At 68.7% G+C, this 21,147-nt stretch carries 17 protein-coding genes and 1 tRNA gene; 11 read left to right on the top strand and 7 right to left on the bottom strand.

Going from position 1 to position 21,147, the window contains the following annotated elements:
• The first annotated feature begins 118 nt into the window (after positions 1–118).
• The 4 genes from LLH23_18695 to murB all read left to right on the top strand — a co-directional run bounded on the left by LLH23_18695 (position 119) and on the right by murB (position 3,063).
• A tRNA-Thr gene (locus tag LLH23_18695) sits at positions 119–193 on the top strand.
• Between the two features lie 112 nt (positions 194–305).
• Positions 306–1,097: an NTP transferase domain-containing protein gene (locus tag LLH23_18690; protein MCE5240492.1), complete on the top strand. Its 792-nt coding sequence runs from the start codon at positions 306–308 to the stop codon at positions 1,095–1,097.
• 37 nt (positions 1,098–1,134) lie between these two features.
• Entirely contained in the window at positions 1,135–2,154 is a 1,020-nt protein-coding gene (locus LLH23_18685) for a PRC-barrel domain-containing protein (GenBank protein ID MCE5240491.1), read from the top strand.
• Positions 2,155–3,063 (top strand): UDP-N-acetylmuramate dehydrogenase, encoded by a 909-nt coding sequence (gene murB / locus LLH23_18680; protein MCE5240490.1) that lies wholly within the window; start codon positions 2,155–2,157, stop codon positions 3,061–3,063.
• Here murB and LLH23_18675 read toward each other — a convergent pair.
• The 6 genes from LLH23_18675 to LLH23_18650 all read right to left on the bottom strand — a co-directional run bounded on the left by LLH23_18675 (position 3,060) and on the right by LLH23_18650 (position 10,113).
• Positions 3,060–4,487 (bottom strand): metallophosphoesterase, encoded by a 1,428-nt coding sequence (locus LLH23_18675; protein MCE5240489.1) that lies wholly within the window; start codon positions 4,485–4,487, stop codon positions 3,060–3,062. The genes murB and LLH23_18675 overlap by 4 nt on opposite strands.
• The gene (locus LLH23_18670) at positions 4,465–5,910 is read right to left on the bottom strand and encodes a metallophosphoesterase (GenBank protein ID MCE5240488.1); all 1,446 of its coding nucleotides are present in this window, start codon (positions 5,908–5,910) and stop codon (positions 4,465–4,467) included. The genes LLH23_18675 and LLH23_18670 overlap by 23 nt, the downstream gene beginning before the upstream one ends.
• The gene (locus tag LLH23_18665) at positions 5,910–7,211 is read right to left on the bottom strand and encodes a hypothetical protein (protein ID MCE5240487.1); all 1,302 of its coding nucleotides are present in this window, start codon (positions 7,209–7,211) and stop codon (positions 5,910–5,912) included. Before LLH23_18665 ends, LLH23_18670 begins: the two co-directional genes overlap by 1 nt.
• 270 nt (positions 7,212–7,481) lie before the next feature.
• On the bottom strand, positions 7,482–8,351 hold the full coding sequence (locus LLH23_18660) for a hypothetical protein (protein ID MCE5240486.1): 870 nt from the start codon (positions 8,349–8,351) through the stop codon (positions 7,482–7,484).
• The gene (locus LLH23_18655; GenBank protein MCE5240485.1) at positions 8,348–9,268 is read right to left on the bottom strand and encodes a hypothetical protein; all 921 of its coding nucleotides are present in this window, start codon (positions 9,266–9,268) and stop codon (positions 8,348–8,350) included. The genes LLH23_18660 and LLH23_18655 overlap by 4 nt, the downstream gene beginning before the upstream one ends.
• 95 nt (positions 9,269–9,363) lie before the next feature.
• On the bottom strand, positions 9,364–10,113 hold the full coding sequence (locus LLH23_18650) for a hypothetical protein (GenBank protein MCE5240484.1): 750 nt from the start codon (positions 10,111–10,113) through the stop codon (positions 9,364–9,366).
• 177 nt (positions 10,114–10,290) lie between these two features.
• On the opposite strand from LLH23_18650, the gene LLH23_18645 reads away from it, so the two are divergent.
• The 7 genes from LLH23_18645 (at position 10,291) to LLH23_18615 (ending at position 19,496) form a co-directional block, all read left to right on the top strand.
• Positions 10,291–10,959, top strand: a complete 669-nt coding sequence (locus LLH23_18645) for a transposase (protein ID MCE5240483.1) — start codon at positions 10,291–10,293, stop codon at positions 10,957–10,959.
• Positions 10,960–11,002: 43 nt separating this feature from the next.
• Positions 11,003–13,033 (top strand): hypothetical protein, encoded by a 2,031-nt coding sequence (locus tag LLH23_18640; GenBank protein ID MCE5240482.1) that lies wholly within the window; start codon positions 11,003–11,005, stop codon positions 13,031–13,033.
• Between the two features lie 160 nt (positions 13,034–13,193).
• Complete coding sequence (locus tag LLH23_18635; GenBank protein MCE5240481.1) at positions 13,194–14,822, top strand: NAD(P)/FAD-dependent oxidoreductase; 1,629 nt, start codon at positions 13,194–13,196, stop codon at positions 14,820–14,822.
• Between the two features lie 161 nt (positions 14,823–14,983).
• Positions 14,984–16,228: a hypothetical protein gene (locus LLH23_18630; GenBank protein ID MCE5240480.1), complete on the top strand. Its 1,245-nt coding sequence runs from the start codon at positions 14,984–14,986 to the stop codon at positions 16,226–16,228.
• 72 nt (positions 16,229–16,300) lie between these two features.
• Positions 16,301–18,676, top strand: coding sequence for a hypothetical protein (locus LLH23_18625; protein MCE5240479.1), 2,376 nt, complete (start codon positions 16,301–16,303; stop codon positions 18,674–18,676).
• A gap of 196 nt (positions 18,677–18,872) precedes the next feature.
• Positions 18,873–19,166: a type II toxin-antitoxin system RelE/ParE family toxin gene (locus LLH23_18620; protein ID MCE5240478.1), complete on the top strand. Its 294-nt coding sequence runs from the start codon at positions 18,873–18,875 to the stop codon at positions 19,164–19,166.
• A 21-nt stretch (positions 19,167–19,187) separates the two neighbouring features.
• On the top strand, positions 19,188–19,496 hold the full coding sequence (locus LLH23_18615) for a HigA family addiction module antitoxin (GenBank protein MCE5240477.1): 309 nt from the start codon (positions 19,188–19,190) through the stop codon (positions 19,494–19,496).
• Positions 19,497–19,628: 132 nt separating this feature from the next.
• Here the strand turns inward: LLH23_18615 and LLH23_18610 are convergent, their stop codons facing one another.
• Entirely contained in the window at positions 19,629–21,056 is a 1,428-nt protein-coding gene (locus LLH23_18610) for a trimethylamine methyltransferase family protein (protein ID MCE5240476.1), read from the bottom strand.
• Positions 21,057–21,147 lie beyond the last annotated feature (91 nt).

The following is a 21,147-nucleotide window of genomic DNA, read 5'->3' as shown; positions in this document are numbered from 1 at the left end:
ACGCCTGCCCGGAGCTTGACTTGGCGGGGGGCAGCGGGTATACTTCAGGTCCGCTGCCAGAAGCCTCAACGGCGGCCCGCGGCGACGATCTGCCGTGGGGTTGTGGCAGTTCTGTCGGGCCAGCGTAGCTCAATGGCAGAGCAGCGCATTCGTAATGCGCAGGTTAGCAGTTCAAGTCTGCTCGCTGGCTCCATTCGTTCTCTCCGGCCTGGTCTCCAGCGCCGCCATAGGCGGGCGGAATCCAGGCTTTTGTTTGCCCGCCTGACTGTGATGAGCCGCGGCGGGAGCTACCGAGGTATGCTGTGATGGCTGCTGTCACTGCCGTGATTCCGGCCGCCGGTCGAGGAACGCGGCTGTTTCCCCTGACGTACTCGATCCCCAAGGAGATGCTGCCGCTGGGGCCCAAGCCGGCCATTCAGCTCGTGGTGGAAGAGCTGGAGGCTGCCGGCTTGCAGGATTTCGTCATCGTCATCGGGAACAACAAGGAGGCCATCGTCGAGCACTTCGCCGCCTTGCGCGAAGCCGATGAGGCGTGGGCCCGGTTGAGCCTGCGCTACGCGGCGCAGGAGGAGCCGCGAGGGCTGGGCGATGCCGTCCTGGCGGCCGCTGACGAGGTCCCCGGGGACGTGTTCGTGGCCCTCGGCGATGCGGTGATCTGGGGCAATGAGTTCGGCGGACTGGCCCGGCGGATGCTGCAGGTGTACGCCGAAGCGGGCGCCGCGGCAGTCATCGCCGCACAGACGGTGGCGCTGGCGGATACGTCCCGGTACGGCATCATCAAGCCCGGCCCGGACGGACCGGGGGGTAGCGTACGCGCCCTGGACCTGGTGGAGAAGCCCGGCCCGGACGCGGCGCCCAGCCGGCTCGCGGTATGCGCGCGGTATGTCCTGACGCACGACGTGTTCGACGCCCTGCGCGAGGTGAAGCCGGGCCATGGCGGCGAGGTCCAGTTGACGGACGCGTTGCGTGCCCTGGCCCAGGAGCGCCTCGCCTTCGCCATGCCGCTACAGCCCGATGAGGAGCGCTGGGACGTGGGCAGTCTCCAGGGCTATGGACGCACCTCGCAGAAGGCCTGGCAGGCTCTGGGCGACGCCTGAATCGCAACCACTCAGCCGTACGAAGCGAGGGGTTATCATGCGTGAGATCAGATCCATTGTCGGTCTGCGCGTCCTCTCCGTTGAGGAAGGCGCCAATGTCGGCACCGTCAGCCAGGTGGTGGTGGACCTGGCCACTGGCGCCGTGCTGGGATTGATCGTGAGCGACGGGGCGGGCGACCGCGGTGTGCTGGCGGCCGACATCAAGACCATCGGCAGCGATGTCATCATGGTCTCGAGCAAGACCGTGGCGACCGTGCTGTCCGCGACCCCCGACCTCGAGAGCCGCAAGCAGCTTTCGCCTGAGCCGCTGGCCGTCTTCACCGCCTCGGGCAAGCGTCTGGGCACTGTGTCCTCCGTCTTCATTGACCCCTACGACAAGGTCGTCACGCGGTACGAGGTCTCCAGCGGCCCGCTGAAGGACCTCGCTGACGGTGTGCTGATCCTGCCGGTGCTGCCCGGAACGATCCACGGGCGTGACGCAGTGATCCTGCCCGACGAGCAAGTGCAGCAACTGGGCCGCGAGGCCGGCGGCTGGCGCAGCCGCTTCGGGCAGTGGAGCGAGGGCGCCCGCAAGCAGGTCCAGCAGGTCTCCGAGCAGGCCGAGAAGCTGTACGAGACCGGCAGCGAGACCGTCAAGAAGGAGGCCGAGGTCGTCCGCGCCCGGGCGACCAAGCTCTCCGAGACGGCCGGCGAGACAGTGAAGAAGGAAGCCAAGGTCGTCCGTGCGAAGGCCGCCAAGTTCACCGAGACCGCCGGGGAGACCGTCAAGAAGGAAGCCAAGGTGGCCCGCGAGCGAGCCTCGAAGCTGGTGGAAGCCGGCAGCGAGGCCGTCAAGAAGGAGGCGGGGGCTGTCCGTGAGAAGGCCGCCGACCTAACCGCCAAGACGCGCGAGGCCGTGGCCAACCTGGGCGACAAGGAAGAGGCGGCGCCGATCACCGACGAAGATGTGGCAGGCAAGCCGGCCGAGGAGGCCGTGCCCGCGGACCAGGCGGCTGCGCCGGCCGAACCCGCCGCGCAGGCCGAGACGGGCGACGAAGCCCAGCCGACGGAGCAGTAGATGTCAGCAACTGTCACGCACGCACTGGCCGGGCTGGCCGGGGTGGAGCTCTTCGAGCACGAGCCGATGTCACGGCACACCTCGTTCGGCATCGGCGGCCCGGCAGACATTCTCGCCGTACCCACCGACACCTCAGCCCTGGCGGCGCTCCTGCAGACCTGCCGGCAGGCCGGTCTGCCGACCCTCGTCATCGGCAACGGCACCAACATCGTCGTCCGCGACGGGGGCTTCCGCGGGGTGGTCATCAAGCTGGGTGAGGCCCTCGGCGCCATCCGCCGCCAGGGCCGCCGTCTGATCGCCCAGAGTGGCGCCGGCCTCGACCGCCTCTGTGTCCAGGCCGCGGAGGGCGGATTGGACGGACTGGCCTGGGCCGCCGGCATCCCCGGCACCGTCGGCGGCGCCGTATGGATGAACGCCGGCGCCAACGGGGGCGAGGTCGGCCAGACCGTCAGGCGTGTCACCGTCCTCAACACCGAGGGCGGGCACCTGGACCTGACGCCCGCCGACCTGGACTTCTCGTACCGCCATAGCGCCTTGCAGCAGCAGCCCCTGGTCGTCCTCGAGGTCGAGTTCGAACTGGTCGAGGGGCTCCCGGCGGACATCCGCCGGGCGATGTACGAGACGATCGAGAAGCGCCTGTCGCGACAGCCGCTCAAGGAGCGGAGCGCAGGCAGCATCTTCAAGCGTCCGCCGGGGGACTTCGCCGGGCGGCTCATCGACTGCAGCGGCTGCAAGGGCCTGACCATCGGCGGGGCGCAGATCTCGGCCAAGCACGCCGGCTTCATCGTCAATGTCGGGGGCGCCACCGCCAGCGATGTCCTGCAACTGATCGAGCAGGTGCGCAACCGCGTTCACGACGAGCACGGCGTCTGGCTGGAACAAGAGGTCTGCGTCGTCGGGGAAGACTAGGGGGCCGGGGCGGTGGCGCGCAACGTGTAGGTGTGCGCCACCTGGGCGTTCCGGCGCCCGTTGGTCTCCTGGGGGGCCAGATATGAGCGCACGTAGGATACCGTGGCTTCCCCCGGTCTGACCTTCACGCGCAGGTGACCCGAACTGGCCATGATCTCTCCGGTGGCGTAGCCGTAGCTCGCCGCCTCGACCACCCGCTCACCGCCGACCCAGCCTGGCTGTGGCACCTCCTGGTAGACAACCCCGCCGAGTTCCTGTCGCGCGTAGAAGTGGTCGTGGCCGTGGAAGACGGCGCTGACTCCGTGCTTGACCAGCAACTGATGGATCGGCAGGCCCCATCCGGGGCGCCGGCGGGCGAACTCATCCGTGCCGTCCAGACTGCGTCCCCCCCACTCGAAGTAGCGCGCCGCCTCGGCCCCACCCCGCCCGTTCCGGTCCAGACCGCCGACCAGGTGGTGGATGAAGACGAACCTGAGGGAGGCCCGAGTCTCCTCCAGCGTGCGCTGCAGCCAGCGGTACTGCGCCTCCCCGAGTGTGCGGTTCCAGTTGTCGTCTGCGGTCCGGACGCGGGCGGTCGTGTAGGTGAACGGGTCGAGCACAATGAACAGCGCGTCGCCCCAGGTCCACGCATAGTAGTTCGCCTGCGCGTCGTCCTCGTTGCCGGTGTAGAAGCCGTCCGGGCGCGGGCCGGGCAGCATCTGCCGGCGCAGCGCCACGGCCTCCGGGTCCTCGTTCCCGGTCTCGCCGTCATGGTTGCCCGTCGCGAAGAACAGCGGGGCGGACGGGCACAGCAACCCGAAGTAGTAGCGCTGCGCCAGATACATCGGCAGGATCGGCTGGCCCAGGGGGCGGACCTTGTCGCACATGAACGTGTCACCGAGATCGAGGTGGAAGTCCGGGTTGTCCGCCAGTGCGTTGCGCAGCGTCGTCGCGTACAGGCCGATGTCGGTGCGCTCGTCCAGGTGCGGGTCGGCAGTGATGGTGAAGGTGAAGGGGCTGCCGGATGGACGGGCGGTGTGGAAGTGGTACTTGTCGCTCACGCCGACGTCGCCCGAGGTCGCGCGGGTGCGTAGGCGGTACCAATACGCCGTGTCCGGTGCGAGCGGCCGCAATAGCATCTCCACCGGCTGCCCGGCGGGGAGCTTGACTGCCGCTGTCTGGCTCACATACTGCCCCGGCTGTGTGCCCCACTCGACGTAGCCTTCCGCCGCCGTGTAGGACAGCACGCTGACCGTGACTGAGGCATCCGTCGGTCGGCCCAGGATGACGTCGAACGGGTGCGCCGGCACTTCGGCATGGAAGCAAGGCGACAGGTCCTGCGGTGGACGCTGGCCCCGCGGAGCCTGCGGCTCGGCCTGCACCAGCAGCACCAGCGCCACCGCGCCGGCTGCTGCTACCCACCTACTGACGGGCGGCAACTGCATAGCTATATCCAATCTCGCCGTCCTGGTGGTCGGCACTCCCGTCCTTGGGCAGGAACGAGCGGATGTAGTCAACTGTCAGCTTGTCGGGCGCCACCGTCACCCGCACCCGTCCTGACCCCGGCAAGGCGTCGCCCGTGCGGTAGGCATCGCGGTTGTAGAGCGCATAGTACGGGTCTGCCGGCAGTGGCAGCGACTGGTAGATGACACCGTCGAGTTGCTGCCTGGCGAAGATGTGGTCGTGGCCCTGGAAGAACACCGTGACCCCGTTGCGAGCCATGAGTTGGTGGATGGGTAGCTCCCAGCCCGGCCGCCTCTGGGCGAACTCAGACACCCCCCGTCGGTCCTGGCCGCCCCACTCGTACCAGCCGGCCTCCTCGATGCCGCCGCGCCCCGTGCCCAGCACGTGGTGGGCAAAGACGAACTTGTACTTCGCGCTGCTCGCCTCCAGCGTCTGCTGGAGCCACCGGTACTGCTCGTCGCCTAGCGTTACCTCCCACAGGTCCCGTGTCCCCTTGTCGCGGCCGCCCCGGACGTTGTCCACCGGCTGCGGCGAATGCCAGTACGGGTCTATGACGGCAAAGAGCGCGTCACCCCACGTCCAGGCGTAGTAGTCGCGCAGCAACCCGATGTGCTCGACGGGTCGGGCGTCGGCGGTGTAGAAACCGTCCGGCGCTGGTAGGGGGAAGTAGCGGTTGCGGGCGTTGCCGGCCCAGACCGCGACGTTGTCGGGCGTGCCGTCGAGGTTGCACAGGGCGGCCTGCTCGTGGTTGCCGTTGACGAGGAACAGCGGGGCGCCGACGAGACTGAGGAACAGACGCTGGGTGCGGTAGATCTGGTCCACTGCCTCCGCCGTGGGGGTCTGGAGCGTGTCCACGCTGAAGTCATCGCCGAGGGTCAGGTAGAAGTCCGGGCGGTCGGCCGCAGCGGCACGGAGGGTCTGCGCATAGAGTCCGGCGTCAAACATCTGTGGGCGTTCGGGGTGCGAATCGCCCTGGACCTCAAAGGTGAAGGCGCTGCCGGGGGCGCGGGCGGTGTGGAAGCCCTGCTCGGGCGTCTGCTGTTCGCCGACGCGGACGCGATACGAGTAAGCAGTGTCGGGCTGCAGGCCGGTGAGGGCGATCTCCACGGGCACGTTGGCCGAGCACACTACGGGTGCGGAGTGCTGACCGGTTTGCCCTGTCGCGGTACTGTAGTCCACCCGGGCCGAGCCGGCCGTGGCGGACAGGACATTGATGGCTACAGCGCGGTCGGTAGGCCGGCCGGCGACGGCCGAGAGCGCCAGGAGGGGCTGCATGTCAGCGGGCAGCGCCACCTCACGAGGGCGGCCGCCACCCCGGCCGCCGCCCTGCGGCCAGCCCGGATAGGCCAGCAGCAGAGCGGCCGCGATCAGCAGACACCGGCGGAAGGGCGGGCGGTGTACCATCACTTCACTCCGAACAGGAAGTCGGTGTTCGCGATGTCGGGCATCTGCACAGGCGTGGAGTAGATGAAGGCGCCCTGCGGCACGCCCACCCCGATCTGCCGCCGCAGCGCAGCCAGGTCGGCCTGCTGCTGGGCGCTGAGGCTCTGGCCGACCTGAGCGAAGGCCATGGCATCACCGTAGATGATCTCACCGTCCAGCCGGCCATACTTTTCCGACAGGGCCAGCACCTCAGCCTGGTCGGCAGCGTCGCCCGCGATGGTGCGGCGCAGTTGCGTGGCGATGGCGCGGCGGGTGTTCACGATCTCCTGTAGCAGCGGCGCCTGCGCCGGCACGAGGCCGGTGATGGCCTGGGCCTGCTCGGGGCTGAGTTTGGACAGCATGACCGCCCCGACATCACCGGTGAGGTGGTCGCTGATGGTGTAGTTGGGGTTGCCCATCGCCGGCGCGTCCTTGAGGTAGAACCCGCCGAAGTACGTCCCCTGACGCTCGGGGCAGAAGTACACGTCCGCCTCGAGGCTGCCCATGTACCAACTGAACATGTCGCCGGCATAGGTCATGACGGCGACATGCACGTCATGGGGCATGGTGCGGCGGTCCATCGGCTCGGGAATGCTGGGCCAGGTCGCCATGCCCGTGCCCTTGAGCTTGTCGAGGTAAGCGCGCTGCTGAGCGGTCAAACCGTGGAGAATGCCGCCCATGACTTCTGCCCGCTGCAGGCTCATCTCGCCGTCGCGGCGGTACAGGTCGGCGGAGTAGGCGAGCACGGCTGGCTTGTTCAGGCCTGCCGAGCCCTGTGGGAGGTCCCGGGTGAGCTGGCGCCGGAAGGCCTGCATGAGCGGGAAGCGGGCGAGGGCGTAGTCGTTGATCGGTCTGACCTGCTGCTGCGCCAGGGCCACGAGCTGCGCCCGTTGCTCGCTCGTCAGCACATATAGCATGTTGTAGGCGGCTTTGGTGAGGAAGTCCGTGTTGTGCCCCAGGTGGCTGGGGTCGTTGTCCCGCAGGTACTGGAAGCCCCACCAGTCGGCGACCTTGCCGGGCGGGAAGAAGGAGTCGGCACCGAGGTTGCCGGTCAGAAAGGCGAAGCCGCTGAAGGCGACGGTGTGCAGTTGGCCCTGTTCGGACAGCGTCTGGGCCAGGCCGTAGGTCCGGTTGGGTGGGGGCTGGTTGCCGCCATCGCGAGGGCCACCCCGGCCCTGGCCCGGAGCGGCGAGGCAGCCGTTCGCCACCAGAGAGAGCGCCATGGCGAGGACGCCGGTGAGATACGGGACGGCGGGCATGCGGCGGGCATGCGGGTCTGTCATCTGAGTGCCTCCTCGGGGAGCGGTGAGGGTGTCCGGCTCACGTTCGCCGCGATCCGTGCCGGCGTCCCTGGAGACGCGAATGGCCCGCGCGGTGCGGGCCAGGCCGGGCGACTGCAACGTGTTCACTGTCGGACTACCCTCCGTCAGGTCTGCGATTGTGGTCAGACTGACGTTGGCTGCCCTCTGGACATTCCCACCGCCCATCTCCCGATGGGGGCGCGAGGTGGCTACTCCTCCTGTTGTCACGGGGTCGTGCGCGGTCTCCCAGCCCTACCAGTCCGACAGGTTGTCCGCGAAGGCCAGCCCGAAGGTGGCGTCCCCGTCCGGGCGCTCCAGACCGTGGTAGATCATGGCCCACTGCCCGCAGATGTCGCGCCAGTCGTCCACAAAGAGTGCGGACTGGCTGTGGACGCACCAGGGCGCGAGCGGCAGCGTGATCTCCTGCGCCGGGGTCAGGGGCGGCCAGTCCCACGGCGAGGGCCCCGACGTGTGTGCCAGGTGCTGGGGGTTCATGCCCACGCTGGCGAAGAAGTGCCAGACCTCGCCCTCGCGCACGATGGCGCAGTTCTCGACCCCGCCGTTGTGGTTGTACGCCGAGCCGTCAATGAACGGCGCCTCCGGGCTGAGGTTCTCCCAGGTCGTCATGTCCGCCGAGGCGTGGCAGCCGAAGGCGCGGTGGTCGGTCCCCTTCAGGAAGTTCACCCACGCGCACAGCCACTGTCCCTCATACTGGTACAGCCAGCCGTCAATGGGGCCATGCTCCGCGCCCCAGCCCGGCCCGGTGTCCGCGGGGATGATGTGCCGGGGGGCCGACCAGTGGACCAGATCGTCCGAGAACAGGAGGGCGATCTCGCTGGGCCAGGGGTACGACTGCACCACGAGCACCCAGCGGTCCTGCCAGCGGACGATGTTGCCGGGCGAGGCATAGCCCGGCGGAGAGATGGTCGTCTCGGGGGAGAAGGTGCGGAAGTCGCGGGTCGTCACCAGGCCGACATGCCAGCACATCGGCCCGCCCCAGCCGCCGGCCTGGTGGGTGTAGACGAGATAGCAGAGGCCCTCGTGCCAGAGGGCCGCGGGGTCGCGCACGCTGACTCCGGGGAGACCGAAGACGGGGTTGGGCAGGTCCTGCAAGCGTATCACAAGCCGTCACCTCTGGGAGGGCCGACGGTGGGGCGCGCGCTGTGCCACATCGCGGCCAGCAGCAGAGCCTCGATGAGGCCGCCGAGGGCCACGACCAGCGCAGCGAAGGGCACCACGGCCAGGCCCTGCCACACACTCCCCCAGGTCAGGGCGCCGGCCACCACGCTGTGCAGGGCCGCCACGAGCAGAGACGCCAGGACCACCGGCCGGACGGGCGTAAGGCGCGCCGCGATGAGGGCGAAGCCGCCGAGCAGGAGGAGTGCCAGCAGCAGGCTGAGCAGAATGCCCGCCTGCATGGTGACCGTCAGGGCCGGGGGCAGGCCCTCCGGCAGGCTCAGCAGGCGCGGCAGCTGCGACAGGCGCAGACCCATCTGCAGGCCGTGGCGGGCCAGAAGCAACAGCAGCGTGACCAAGCCGAGGGCCGGGGGGCTGACCTCCAGGGCGCCGCGCGGCCGGACGGCTCCCGGCGCGGTTGTCAGGGGATGATACAGCAGCCACAGCACAGACACCCCGAGCAGCAGGCCGGGCAGGGCGCCGGCCAGGGAGAGCGACAGGGAGGCCTGTCGCGCGGGGGCGTTCAGCGCGTGTGTGTCCAGCGACAGCAGCCGGCCGAGCACCGCCGCGAGGGCCAGTAGGCCGGCACCCAGAGCCGCGATCAGCAACACCCGCGCCGGCCGCACGCAGGCGGGACGGCGACTCAGCACCAGCGCCGCCGCGAGCAGCGTCAGGAGGGCGACGACCGGCCCGTGCAGGGCCGACAGGGCCAGGGACGGCGCACCCGGCGGCAGGGGGCGCGTCAGATGCCCCCACGTGGCCCTGAGCCCCGGCAGACGGAGCAACCCGTCGGTCAGGAGCAACAGACCAGGCCACAGCAGGCTAACTCGCAGCGGGCGGGGGGGGGCGGCCAGGTCATCCATGGTTGTGCCTCAAACACACCGGAGACAACCCGGAAGCAACAGGGCCGTCTCCGGCAGGTGCATGCAGATCGGGTTAGCGCGTCCGGCGGGCGCGCTCAGGGCTCGTAGCCGACAGTCGTGGAGGTCAACTGGTACAGCAGATCCATGGTGCTGCCGTCGGCCTCCTCCCACTGCTCGCGCATCTGCACGAACATGCCCACCTGCGGGTTCAGCCACGTAGTGAGCGTGACGGGGAAGTCGTCGAGGGTGTAGGTGCCCTTCACCCGGTTGGTCTGGAACTTGCCCAGCGGGGTGCTGACGGTCTCGGCAGCCTCGAAGTCGCTGTCCACCGAGAAGTCGCCGTACGTGGGCAGCGTGCCGCTGCCGGTCCAACTGGTGGTGGGGAAGCCGGCGAAGTCCAGGCCGGCGATTGGGGTCGAGAGCGCTTCCATGTCGGAGGCGGTCGTCAGGTGCGGGGTGAGACCCACCAGTTGAATGACGCCGCTGCGGTCCTGGGTGATCGCGAAGGCATGCCGGAACTGCTCGTCATGGTGCGTGCCGACCGCGAAGTCTGCCTGAAGCTTGATAAACTGCGTGTCCACCGCTGCCAGCCCGAGCGCCACGACGGTGGCGTCATAGGTCAGGGTGGCTGCCGCCGGGCCGAAGGCGATGGCCGCCCCGCCCGACGGTGTGTACGTGCCGGTCAGGCGGTAGCCCCAGCTATCGCCCGCCGCATAGACATGGTTGTCGCCCAGTGCCACGCCCTCGTCCCCGCCCTCGCTGTCGTCGTCGCCACAGCCGCACAGACAGAGCCCGCACACAGCCGCGAGCACAGCCGGAATGAGCAGCCATCGAGCCGTCGCCATCTGAACGTAACCTCCTGGGAGTACTCCGACGCCCCGGGACTGCGCCGTGGCCCGCACGCTTCGCTGCACCATCGCACCACACCTCCCCTATTTTGGGGACACCATACTTCCCTATTTTGGGGACACCATACTTAATTCCGCTTGACCCCTTTCCCACGCCTGGCGTATCCTCAGCCCATGCCCCGCCTCGCGCGTGTCATCGTGCCCGGCATCCCCCACCATGTCACCCAACGCGGCAACCGCCGCCAGCAGACGTTCTTCACCGAGACGGACTACGCCCTCTACCGCGAACTCATGGCGCAGTGGTGCGCCGAGAGACAGGTGCAGATCTGGGCCTACTGCCTGATGCCCAACCATGTGCACCTGATCGCCGTGCCGGCCGGCGGGGACGGCCTGCGTCGGGCCATCGGCGAGGCCCACCGGCGCTACACCTGTCACGTCAACGCGCGCGAGGGCTGGCGCGGGCACCTGTGGCAGGGCCGGTTCGCCTCGTACCCGATGGACGACGGTCACCTGCTCGCCGCGGCGCGCTACATCGAACTGAACCCGGTGCGCGCGGGGTTGACGGCCACGGCGGAGGACTACCCGTGGAGCAGCGCGGCAGCGCACGTGGCCGGGCGGGATGACGAGCTGGTACAGACCGAGCCGCTGCTGGCGCTGCGGCGGAACTGGCACGACTACCTGACGCAACCGTTCCCGACGGAGCAATGGGAGGCGTTCCGCAAGCACGAGCGTACGGGGCGGCCGCTGGGCTCCGACGCCTTTGTGGCGGACCTGGAGCGGCAAACGGAGCGGGTGCTGCGACCGCAGCGGCGGGGCCCAAAGCCGCGGCGAGCTGCGGGCTGAGTTAAGTATGGTGTCCCCATAATAGGTAGGAGGGGTATTTAGTATGGTGTCCCCGAAATACTGGCTGGGGTGTTTGCTGTGTGGCGTCTCGTTCGCGGCCGGGCATGAGGCGGTTATCACTGTCAATCCTGCCCAGATCGTCGGCAAGGTCAACCCCCTCATCCTCGGCAACAACCAGCTCGCCTACCCGGGGCGGCCGGAGTATGCCAAGCATGGCTCCGGCCTGTGGGACCCGGACAAGCGGGCGCCGGTGCCTGAGTATGTCGCGCTCTCCAGGGAAGCGGGCATCACCATCCAGCGCTGGCCCGGTGGCTGTATCGCCCACAACTACAACTGGAAGAAGACCGTGGGGCCGCTGTCTGAGCGGCCTGACATGCTCTGGGGCCTGCCGGAGTTCATGACCTTCTGCGAGGCCTCCGGCTCCATCCCGCTCATCACGCTGGCGGTGTACTGGGGCGATCAGAACGATGCGGCGGACATCGTGGAGTACCTCAACAGCCCCGTCGGCAAGAACCCCAATGGCGGGAAGGACTGGGCCGCCGTGAGGGCTGCCGACGGCCACCCGCAGCCCTATGGGGTCGTGTACTTCGAGTACGGCAACGAAGACTACCACGGCGAGCACAAGACCGCCGACAACCCCAACCCGCGCAAGATCACCCCTGAGGACTATGCGAAGCAGTACCTGGCCTACCAGAAAGCCATGAAGGCCGTGGACTCCAAGATCCGGCTGGCGGGGCTGCTGCAGTATGGCCTGTGGGACTGGAACAAGGCGGTGCTCGTCGGCTGCGGCAAGCAGATGGACTACGCCATCGACCATACCTACACGCCCGGCTTCAGCGGCGACACCGACGAGGAGAAGGGCCACAAGTACATGCTGGCGTGCCTGGCGGCCGATGCGCACATCCAGGACGTCTACGACAGGCTCCACGCGCAAATCAAGGAAGTGTGCGGGCGCACCAACATGCAACTGGCCATCACCGAGTACAACGGCTGGTTCGTGCAGGAGAAGCCGGTGCCGTATCGGCAGGCCTTCGGCAACGCGCTGCGCAATGCCGAGCACCTGCGGGTGATGATGCGCCCGCAGAACCGCATTCTGATGGGCAACTTCTGGCAGTTCGCCAATGAGTACTGGGGCATGGTGAAGGGCTATGTCCACAAGGGCGAGACGCCGGTGAAGCAGGCGAACTTCTTCCCCTACCAGATGTACCACGAGCGCTTCGGCGACACGCTGATCGGGGTGCAGGTGCAGTGCGGCAACTGGGACTTCATGGGCGGGCCGCTGCCCGCCCGCAAGGGCAAGCCCACCGAGTTCAAGCTCTTCGAGGAGAACCTGCTGCCCAAGGACTACACCTGGGAAGAGCGCGGGCCGGAAGCGGGCATCACGCAGACCTTCGAGGGGCAGGTCGTGCACGCGACCTTCAGCGGCAATGACCCGAACTACTATGCGCCGAAGCTCAACGTCCCGGCCGACCCGGACACGGGCTACCGCGTCACGGGCCTCGTCAGGACCGACGGCATAGACAACACGCGGGGCGTGGGCTTCCAGGTCGGCGATGCGCGCGGCTGGACGGAGACGAAGTCCTGCAGCCTCGGCGGCAGCGTGACCGGCACCAGCGACTGGACGCAGGTGGAGGTGGAGTACACGACGCTGCCGGAGACGACGGCGATCGAGATCATCGCGCGGCGGCTGGGCGGCGGGGGCAACATCAGCGGCCAGGCCTGGTTCAAGCTCGTGAGCGTGCAGAAGTTCATCCCCAAGAACGCCGGCGCGGTGCCGGACCTGGGCGTGAACGCAGCCAAGCGGGCTGACGGGACGGTCACGCTGATGATCGTGAACAAGAACCCGGAGCAGGCAGTGCCGGCGACGATCCGCGTGGGCGCCGCCGGCCGCGTGGGCGCGCGTGTCCCCACGCGCGCGGGGGCCTGGATCCTCACCGCCCCCTCCCTGGAGGCCAACAACCTCAAGGACCCCAACACGGTGAAGATCACGCCGCTGGAGGTCCTCAAGACGGCTGAGGGGCTGCAGGTAACGCTGCCGCCGTTCAGCATGGCGGCAGTGGAGATCGAGCCGTAGCGAACGGCGGGCCGTCGGAGGGGCCGGATACCATCCGGCCCGCCGTGCGAAGCGAATACGGGTACCATGCAGGGCGGCAACGGACGCGGCCAACGGCGGGCCGGCTAATAGCCGGCCCCTCCAACGACACGCTGCCCGAACTCCGGTACTGGAGAACTGCATGCCTCAACACGACGCCATCATCATCGGCGGCGGCCACAATGGCCTTGCCTGCGGAGCGTATCTTGCGAAGGCGGGGCTGAGTGTGCTCGTGCTGGAGCGCCGCGAGGTGCTTGGCGGGTGTTGCCCCACCGAGGACTTCCCCGGCCTGCCCGGCTTCCGCATCAACCGCGGCGGCGTGGACCACCAGCATATCTGCTCGGGGCCGGTGCCCAGGGAGCTGGCGCTGGACAAGCACGGGCTGGAGTACCTGTGGCACGAGCCACTGTGGTTCTTTCCCTACCCGGACGGGACAAGCTGGCTGGTGTGGCGGGATGTGGACCGGACGTGCGAGGAGCTGGCGACCTTCGCGCCCGCGGAGGTGGAGAGCTACCGGCGCTGGCATGGGTGGTGGGAGCAGGCACTGCACATGCTCGAACCGTTCGACCTCGTCCCCCCGCCCTCGCTGGCCGACATGATGCTCTCGACCGAGACGGCCGAGATGCAGGAGCTGTGGCGGGCGCTGCTGACGCCCCCTACTGTCTTCATTGAGCGCTTCTTTGTCGACGAGCGGCTCAAGGGCGCGATGGCGTGGTGGGCGGTGCAGACGGGGACGCCGCCGACCAAGCCCGGCTCGACGCTCGCGATGAGTCTGCAGTCCGGCAGCCACCTGTCAGGCAGCGCGCGGCCAAAGGGCGGCTCGGGGGCGCTCAGCCAGGCCCTGGCCCATGTCATCACCTCGGCGGGCGGGCAGGTGCTCACCGGGCAGCACGTCGAGCGGATCGTGGTGCAGGGCAACCGGGCGCAGGCGGTCGTCACTGCCACGGGCGAGACGTTCGCGGCCCGCCGGTGCATCGTCTCCTCGCTGGATGCCCGGCGGGTGTTCCTGAAGCTGGTTCCCGAAGAGCACGTGCCCTCAGGTCTCCTCGGGCGGGTGCGGCAGGTCAGCGTCGCCAGTGCCTCGCTGTTCAAGGTGGACCTGGCGCTGTCGGAGCGGCCGGAGTTCACCGGCTACGGCGCGCGCCCCGAGCAGACCCTCGCCTCGCCCATCATCGCCCCCTCGCTGCAGTACGTGTACGACGGCTGGCTAGACATACAGGCAGGCAGGCCGTCGCGCGAGCCGGGGCTGTGGTGCGCCTGCACCACGGCGCTGGACCCGTCGCTGGCCCCCGAGGGCCAGCATACGCTGTGGCTGTCGCAGTTCGCGCCGTACGAGCTGGCGGGCGGGCAGAGCTGGGACGACGTGCGAGAGCGCGTCGCCGACCAGGTGGTGGACACGTTCTGCCGGTACGCGCCCAACGTGCGGGACGCGATCCTGGGGCGGCTGGTGACGACGCCGCTGGACTGGGAGCGGCTGACGGACAACCCGCGCGGCTGCGCGTGGCATGTGGACATGGAGATTCACCAGGCCTGGGGCCTGCGACCGCTCCCGGAGCTGTCGCAGTACCGCACGCCGGTGCAGGGCCTGTACCTGACCGGCAGCGGCGTCCATCCGGGCGGGGGCATCACCGGCATGCCGGGGCGCAACGCGGCTCACCAAGTGCTGCGCGACCTGGGCCACCGGGTGCGTGGACAAAGCCTGGTGGCGCTGGTGCGGGGCTACTGGAAGCTGTGGCAGTCGTTCCAGCGCTTCCGCAAGATGACGGAGTAGGCGGGGCAGGCAGAGGGGGGTCGGGGAGGAACGAGCGGAACTTCCGGCGAATATGCAGGTCCTACCATGGGGGTTGCTTGACGGCGCCAGTTCAAGACACCTATCATGCAACTCTAGCCCCCGCGACACGGCGCCTCGCCGCGCGGCACAGGAGGCCCAAGATGCGACCCATGACTCTTCCCCTGCTGGCGGCCCTGCTCGCGCTGGCGCTCGTTCTGCCGGTCTTCGCCCAGGAGACGGCCGATGTGTGCGTCGGCGGCGGCCTGGTGGCCCGGCTGCGCGACCGCGGCGCCTTCGCCACCGTGGCCGAGCGCGTGGCGAATGTGGACCAGAAGATCGTCGAGGTCGTGTCCTCCAAGGACACCCAGCATCCGCAGGTCACCGTCAAGCAGAAGGGCAGCCTGTGGACGGTCTACGCCTGGGATATCCCCGTCGTGGCCGTGTACCCGGCGGAAGCCAAGACGAACAAGATGACCGAGAAGCAACTGGCGCAACTGTGGGCCAAGAACCTGACCCAGCAGTTGCCCAAGGCCACGCCGTGCAGCAAGCTGCCGCCCTCGCAGCTCGGCTATGGCGCCAAGCCCGGCACGACAGTGACGGCGAGCACCAAGCCCGGCACAGCGGCCGTGGCCAAGCCCGCCGCCGCCAAGCCACCCGCCGGCGCGGCCAAGCCCGCGATCACCAACCCCGCCGCGAAGCCGCCGACGACCGTGGTCGTCAAGCCGGCCACGACCACTCCGAAGCCGGCGGCCGTCAAGCCCAAGCCGGCTGCCGCCAAGCCGGTGGCGTTCGTCGGCAATGAGAACGGCGCCGAGTTGCTGATCGTGGACGCCATGCGGACGGTGCGGGAGATGAACGCCGAGGACTGGACGGCGCGCAAGGAGTCGGCGGCGCGCGAGCTGTACTCGAACTTGCTGTACTACCTCACCGGCCAGGGCACCCCGCCCAGGGTCGGCGCGGCCACCGCCCCGGTTACGGCTACGACGAAGCCGGCCACGGTCACCAAGCCCGCAGTCACCAAGCCGGCGACCAAGCCCGCCGCGGCCACCACCAAGCCTCCGACAACCAAGCCCGCGACGACGGCCGCCAAGCCGGCGACGAAACCGGCCACGACGACGGCGACAACCAAGCCCGCCACGACCCCGAAGCCGGCGGCGACAGCCGCCGCGACGCCCACCACCGATCCCTCGATGGCCAAGGTGCCGCAGAAGAACCGCTGGCGGGCGAAGTTCGCCGCCGCCAAGCCAGCGTATGACAAGCTGGCGGCCAGCGACCCCGAGGCGGCCAAGCCAATCAACGCGATGCTCGCGGCCTCCCGCCAGGCCTTTGCCTACGGGAAGTTCGACGAGGCCGAGCAGCAGGTGGACGCCGCTCTCGCGGCGCTGGGGGTCACGTTCAAGGAGTGAGCGCGTACCACCAGCCTACCCAGAGCCACCGGGCCCGCCCGGTGGCTCTCTGTGTACTCAGGAGGACGACTCATGCGCTCATGGCTGCTGCTGGTGCTGTGTACGCCCCTCATGGCGACCGGGGCGTGCGCTGACTACGAGTACCGCTACCTGGAGGGCGAGGCCTTCAGCCGCGGGGAGACCGAGGGCCTGCGGGCCGAGGGCTTCACGTCGTGGATGGGCCATCCGTCCGGCGGCCAGGTGGCGGTGTTTGGGCGTCCCGCCGGGGGCTTCCTGGAATACGACGTGGAGGGGCTGCAGGAGGGCGAGTACACGATCCGGGTGCGGTGCCTGGCTCTCCCGACGACGAAGACGCATGTGCTGTGGGACGGGCGCGACTTGGGGCTGATCGCCCACGACCAGGCGAGCACCTCGCTGTGCTGGAGCAAGCCGCTCGGCCCGGTCGCCATCCCGGCCAGCCCGGTCGCTACCGGCGTCGGCCCCGCCACTACCCGGGTCGGCTCCGCCACCATCCCGACCAGTGCCGGCGTCTCGCCGGCCCAGGGCAAGCACGTCTTGCGCCTGCAAGGCTCGGACGACACGACCCAGTGGCCGTACATCGACGTGATCCTGCTGACGAACGTGAAGGAGTACGTGCCGCCCTCCGAGGACCAAGACTTCGTCAGCTACAAGACGGCCTGGCCCCTGCTGGAGATCAAGGCGGAAGCGGGCTCGCAGTTCGTCGCGCCGCTACCACCCGCCCAGCCGCTGGAGGGGCCGGCTACCAGCCGGCCCACCGTGCCGAACGTCACCGTGACTGCGCTCTCGATGCGGCCGCCCGTCCTGGGCCGGAATGACCTGCAGGTGACGCTCAGCGCCGCCCAGCCCACGGGCACCAGCCTCGCTGCAGCCATTCGGCCTGCCGGCACGCCCCACATGACTCAGCCAGAGCGTGACATCTATCGCCTCGCCGCCGACAAGCCGGCGACGATCACCATACCGGTAGCGATCAGCGCGGCCGGACCCTCGACGCTGTATGTTTGTGTGGGCGCCGGCGCGCACCCGAGGGAAGCAGCCTATCGCCTGACCGTGCCCCAGATTGTCTCGGTGTCGCTCGATGAGTATGCCTACCCCTCGACCCAGCGCGCCGGGCGCTGGTCGGCGGCCTTCACCTGCGCCCCCGAACTGCTGCCGAAGCTGAGCGTGGGCCTGGCCCTCAGGGACCTGCAGAGCGGCAAGACAGTGCTGCACAAGACGTTGCCGGTCAAGGGTCCGCAGCTTGAAGTCCCCTTCGACCTCGTCGGCCTGCCCGTCGGGCGCTTCCGGGCAGACGCCACCTTCACCCTCAACGGCGGGTCCGCGCAGACCGACAGCCGCGAGTTCATCAAGTTCGACCCCGTCGCGTGGCCGCAGTGGGAGCCCATCCGCACGGCCAGGGCCGTGGGCGACACCATCACGGTCAACGGCAAGCCGTTCCTGGCGCGGATGCTCTACCACGCGCCGATGAACGAGGAGATCGTCAGTCACGGCTTCAACGTCGTACAGTGCTACGGCAGCGACCCCGACCCGCTCCCGAGCATCCAGAAGCACCTGGACGCGTGCGCGCAGGTGGGGCTGTACGGTACGGTCGCGCTGTTCAACAACCAGTACTTCAACAAGGGGCCGGAGTTCGACCTGGGGCACATCGAGCAGGCGGTGCTGAGGTTCAAGGAGCACCCGGCGGTGCTGTGTTGGGACCTGATTGACGAGCCGGAGGGCACGATGGAGCCCGAGGCGGTGCAGGCCGCCGCGGAGCTGATCCGGCGTCTGGACCCGAACCACTTCGTGTGGGTCAACCTGTGCCAGTACCCGCGCGCCAGCGACTACCTGGCCAGCCAGGACCTGTGGAGCTACGACAGCTACCCCTTCCCGCAGATGACGCCCTTCGACTACAAGCGGCGCTGGCTGGACATCACCGACCGCGACCTGCTGGGCAAGAAGCCCCTGGGCACGTGCCTGCAGACCTACAACTCGAACCGCCATACCCAGCGGATGCCCACGCCGGACGAGCTACGCACCAGCCTGTGGCTGCACGTGATCCACGGCTACAAGTGGTTCGGGTACTACTCGTACTACGACGGCGAGCCGGCGGGCTGCCTGTCCCGCGACCCGGCGCTGCTCTCGTACACGCGGGCGCTGAACACCGAGATGGCGCAGCTCCAGGACGTCATTCTCGCGCCCGGGCAGTGGAGAGATGTGCCCCTCACGCCAACGACGGAGAAGCTCGAGGCGCGGGAGAAGGCAGTGGGCGGGAAGCTGTATGTGGTGGTCGTGAGCGATAGCCGCGAGCCGGTAACGGCGACGCTCAAGCCCTCCTGGGAGGGCGCGAAGCGGCGGCGGCTGATCGAGAGCGAGGCGAAGGCAGTGGGCGGGACGTTCACAGTGACGCTCAGGCCGGAGGCGACGCAGGTGTGGGAGCTGGGGAGGTAGATTCGCAGGATGGAGAGGATGACGGCAACGGCGAACAGGATGGAAGGATAGAAGGATGGGGAGGATGGGGTCGGGAGAGGCCGGAGGGGTCGCGGTCGGTGACCGCTCGTAGAGGTGGGCAGAAGTACGGGCTGTCGGGGACAGCGTGCTGTGCTTGGCGCTTGTCATAGCATGAGTACCGTGCTATCATGCTATCATGATCTTGTCCTTCAGGACGGCGGGGACTGAGGACGTCTTCAACGGCAGGGACACCCGTGAGGCCCGCCGGACGTGCCCGGTGACGTTGTGGCGAGGCGCTGCCCGCAAGCTCGACCAGATCGATTCCGCCGTTGTGCTGAACGATCTCCGGGTGCCTCCGGGCAATCACCTGGAGGCCCTCGCCGGCGACCGCGCAGGACAACACAGCATCCGCATCAATGAGCGGTACCGGATCTGCTTCACATGGACCGCGGCGGGGGCTGCCCTGGTCGAGATCGTGGACTACCACTAGGTCCATCGCAGGAGATGCACCATGATCCGCGTACCGACGCACCGACGACCGACACATCCCGGTGAGATGCTGCGGGAGGAGTTTCTTGAGCCGATGGGGCTGACCCAGCGGGAACTGGCGGACAGCATTCATGTGCCGTATCAGCGCGTCAACGACATCGTCAATGGTCGCCGGGGCGTCACGCCCAGCACGGCGCTGCGCCTGGCCAAGTTCTTCGGCATGTCCGCGGACTTCTGGATGAACGTACAGATGCGCTGGGACCTGTACTTCGCCCAACGCGAGGAGCGCGCGGTCCTGCGGGGCATCCGTCCGCACGCCGGCACCGCCTGAGCGCGCGACTGGTCGCGGTCGGTGACCGCCCGTACACCGAAGCGATCTATGCCGTTGCCGTATCCTCCCTATCCTTGCATCCTTGCATCCTGTTCATCCTTTGCCTTTGCCCGCGCCATCCTGTGAATGCCGTCACTCCGTCAGCTCTCGCCTCGCCGCGGCCACGATCTCCGTCAGTGCCTGCTCCAGCTCCTCGCTGACCGGCTCGACCTCGTGGGTGGCCAGTAGGTCCCGGCGCTTCGCCACCACACGCTCCTCGGCGCTCGCCGCGCCCTCGTCCAGCCACGCCTGGTAGTACTGGCGGTCCAGCAGCGTGGGCTGCCACATCTCGCGGCGGAAGTGGCGCGCGGTGTGCTCCCCGCCGATGAAGCTGCCGCCCGGACCGACGGACAGGCTGGTGTCGAAGCCGAGGGCCTCGTTGCTGAAGTCCAGCTCGCGCAGCGCGCTTTCCACAAAGCCAATGACCTCATCCTGCCACACGAGCATGTCCGCGGAGGAGGCCTGGTCCACGCCGCTGATGCCCATGTGGCCGAAGATGTCGGCCCCCGCCGCCGCGCCGAACGCCAGGGTGATCCCCGCCTCCAGCCCCGACTGCGCGTCCACTCGCTTGCTGTCCGTCAGGCCCACGTTGATATACACGGGCAGACCGTAATGCTTGCCCAGTTGCGTCATGGCGACGCCGAAGATGGCCTGTTCGGGGCCGGAGAAGATGAGCTGTGTCGTGCGCATGTCGAAGGCATGGCAGATGCCTCCATAGCATACCGGCATGCCCGGACGAATGAGCTGCGTGACGCAGACGCCGGCGAGGATCTCCGCGTTCTCCTGGGCCATCGTCGCGGCCAGCGTGCAGGGCGCCGAGAGGCCCGTCTGCGCCATCGGCCCGATGGGCACCGGGAGGTTCAGCCGCGCGGTCTCGTACAGCAGGTCGATCCCGTGGAAGGGGAAGCGCAGCGGGCTGATGGGTTCGAGGAAGGGGTAGGTGTAGGGGAACTCGGCGGCGGCCTGCTCGCTGCCGCGGAGGGCAATCATCATCTCGTTCAGATAGCGCGCCGAGGGGCGGTCGTGGTACCACAGTGTGGGCGGCTTGGTGGTGTGGCGGATGAGTTGCGCCAGCACCTCGACACACCGCACCGGGGGCGGCACGTCGGCCGGGTCGGTCATGGCGCCGACGATGTTGATATGCGGCAGGGCGTCGCCCAGCCGCGCGGCGATGGCGACATCGGACAACCGCGCGTAGCGGCGCTTGCCGCCCAGCTCCTCGATCCAACTGGCCTCGCCGGCGATGCTGTTGAAGTTGCGCGCGCCCTGGCCGAAGCGCGCCGTCTGCGCCATGTCGCGCCCGTAGAGCGTGTACTGCTTGCCGCACTGCTGCAGGGACAGCTCGACCAGTTCGGTCGGGATACGGACGCGCTGGGTGGCGAGGTCCACCTGCGCCCCGGCGTCCGCGAAGCGCGCCAGCATGTCGGCGTGTGGGACCTCGACCCCGATCTCCCACAGGAGGCGCAGGGAGTGCTCGTGGAGGCGGGCGATCTGGTCAGGCGAGAGGACGGTGGCGAACATGTGTGGGCTCCTGTGGTGCAAAGGCGTGGGGAGGGCCTGTAGGGCGGGGGCTTGTACCCCGCCCAGTGCAGCATTGCCCCAACGACTGGGC

This window comes from bacterium, assembly GCA_021372615.1.
In the GTDB taxonomy this organism is placed as follows: domain Bacteria; phylum Armatimonadota; class Zipacnadia; order Zipacnadales; family UBA11051; genus JAJFUB01.
The sequence above is the reverse complement of the archived record's forward strand: the minus strand, read 5'-3'. Positions and strand labels throughout refer to the sequence as shown.

What these genes read in the sequence shown, in the direction of transcription:
- LLH23_18690 (MCE5240492.1), top strand. Translation starts at nt 306, where the DNA reads ATGGCTGCTGTCACTGCCGTGATTCCGGCCGCCGGTCGAGGAACGCGG.
- LLH23_18685 (MCE5240491.1), top strand. Translation starts at nt 1,135, where the DNA reads ATGCGTGAGATCAGATCCATTGTCGGTCTGCGCGTCCTCTCCGTTGAG.
- murB (MCE5240490.1), top strand. Translation starts at nt 2,155, where the DNA reads ATGTCAGCAACTGTCACGCACGCACTGGCCGGGCTGGCCGGGGTGGAG.
- LLH23_18675 (MCE5240489.1), bottom strand. Translation starts at nt 4,487, where the DNA reads ATGCAGTTGCCGCCCGTCAGTAGGTGGGTAGCAGCAGCCGGCGCGGTG.
- LLH23_18670 (MCE5240488.1), bottom strand. Translation starts at nt 5,910, where the DNA reads ATGGTACACCGCCCGCCCTTCCGCCGGTGTCTGCTGATCGCGGCCGCT.
- LLH23_18665 (MCE5240487.1), bottom strand. Translation starts at nt 7,211, where the DNA reads ATGACAGACCCGCATGCCCGCCGCATGCCCGCCGTCCCGTATCTCACC.
- LLH23_18655 (MCE5240485.1), bottom strand. Translation starts at nt 9,268, where the DNA reads ATGGATGACCTGGCCGCCCCCCCCCGCCCGCTGCGAGTTAGCCTGCTG.
- LLH23_18650 (MCE5240484.1), bottom strand. Translation starts at nt 10,113, where the DNA reads ATGGCGACGGCTCGATGGCTGCTCATTCCGGCTGTGCTCGCGGCTGTG.
- LLH23_18645 (MCE5240483.1), top strand. Translation starts at nt 10,291, where the DNA reads ATGCCCCGCCTCGCGCGTGTCATCGTGCCCGGCATCCCCCACCATGTC.
- LLH23_18640 (MCE5240482.1), top strand. Translation starts at nt 11,003, where the DNA reads ATGGTGTCCCCGAAATACTGGCTGGGGTGTTTGCTGTGTGGCGTCTCG.
- LLH23_18635 (MCE5240481.1), top strand. Translation starts at nt 13,194, where the DNA reads ATGCCTCAACACGACGCCATCATCATCGGCGGCGGCCACAATGGCCTT.
- LLH23_18630 (MCE5240480.1), top strand. Translation starts at nt 14,984, where the DNA reads ATGCGACCCATGACTCTTCCCCTGCTGGCGGCCCTGCTCGCGCTGGCG.
- LLH23_18625 (MCE5240479.1), top strand. Translation starts at nt 16,301, where the DNA reads ATGCGCTCATGGCTGCTGCTGGTGCTGTGTACGCCCCTCATGGCGACC.
- LLH23_18620 (MCE5240478.1), top strand. Translation starts at nt 18,873, where the DNA reads ATGATCTTGTCCTTCAGGACGGCGGGGACTGAGGACGTCTTCAACGGC.
- LLH23_18615 (MCE5240477.1), top strand. Translation starts at nt 19,188, where the DNA reads ATGATCCGCGTACCGACGCACCGACGACCGACACATCCCGGTGAGATG.
- LLH23_18610 (MCE5240476.1), bottom strand. Translation starts at nt 21,056, where the DNA reads ATGTTCGCCACCGTCCTCTCGCCTGACCAGATCGCCCGCCTCCACGAG.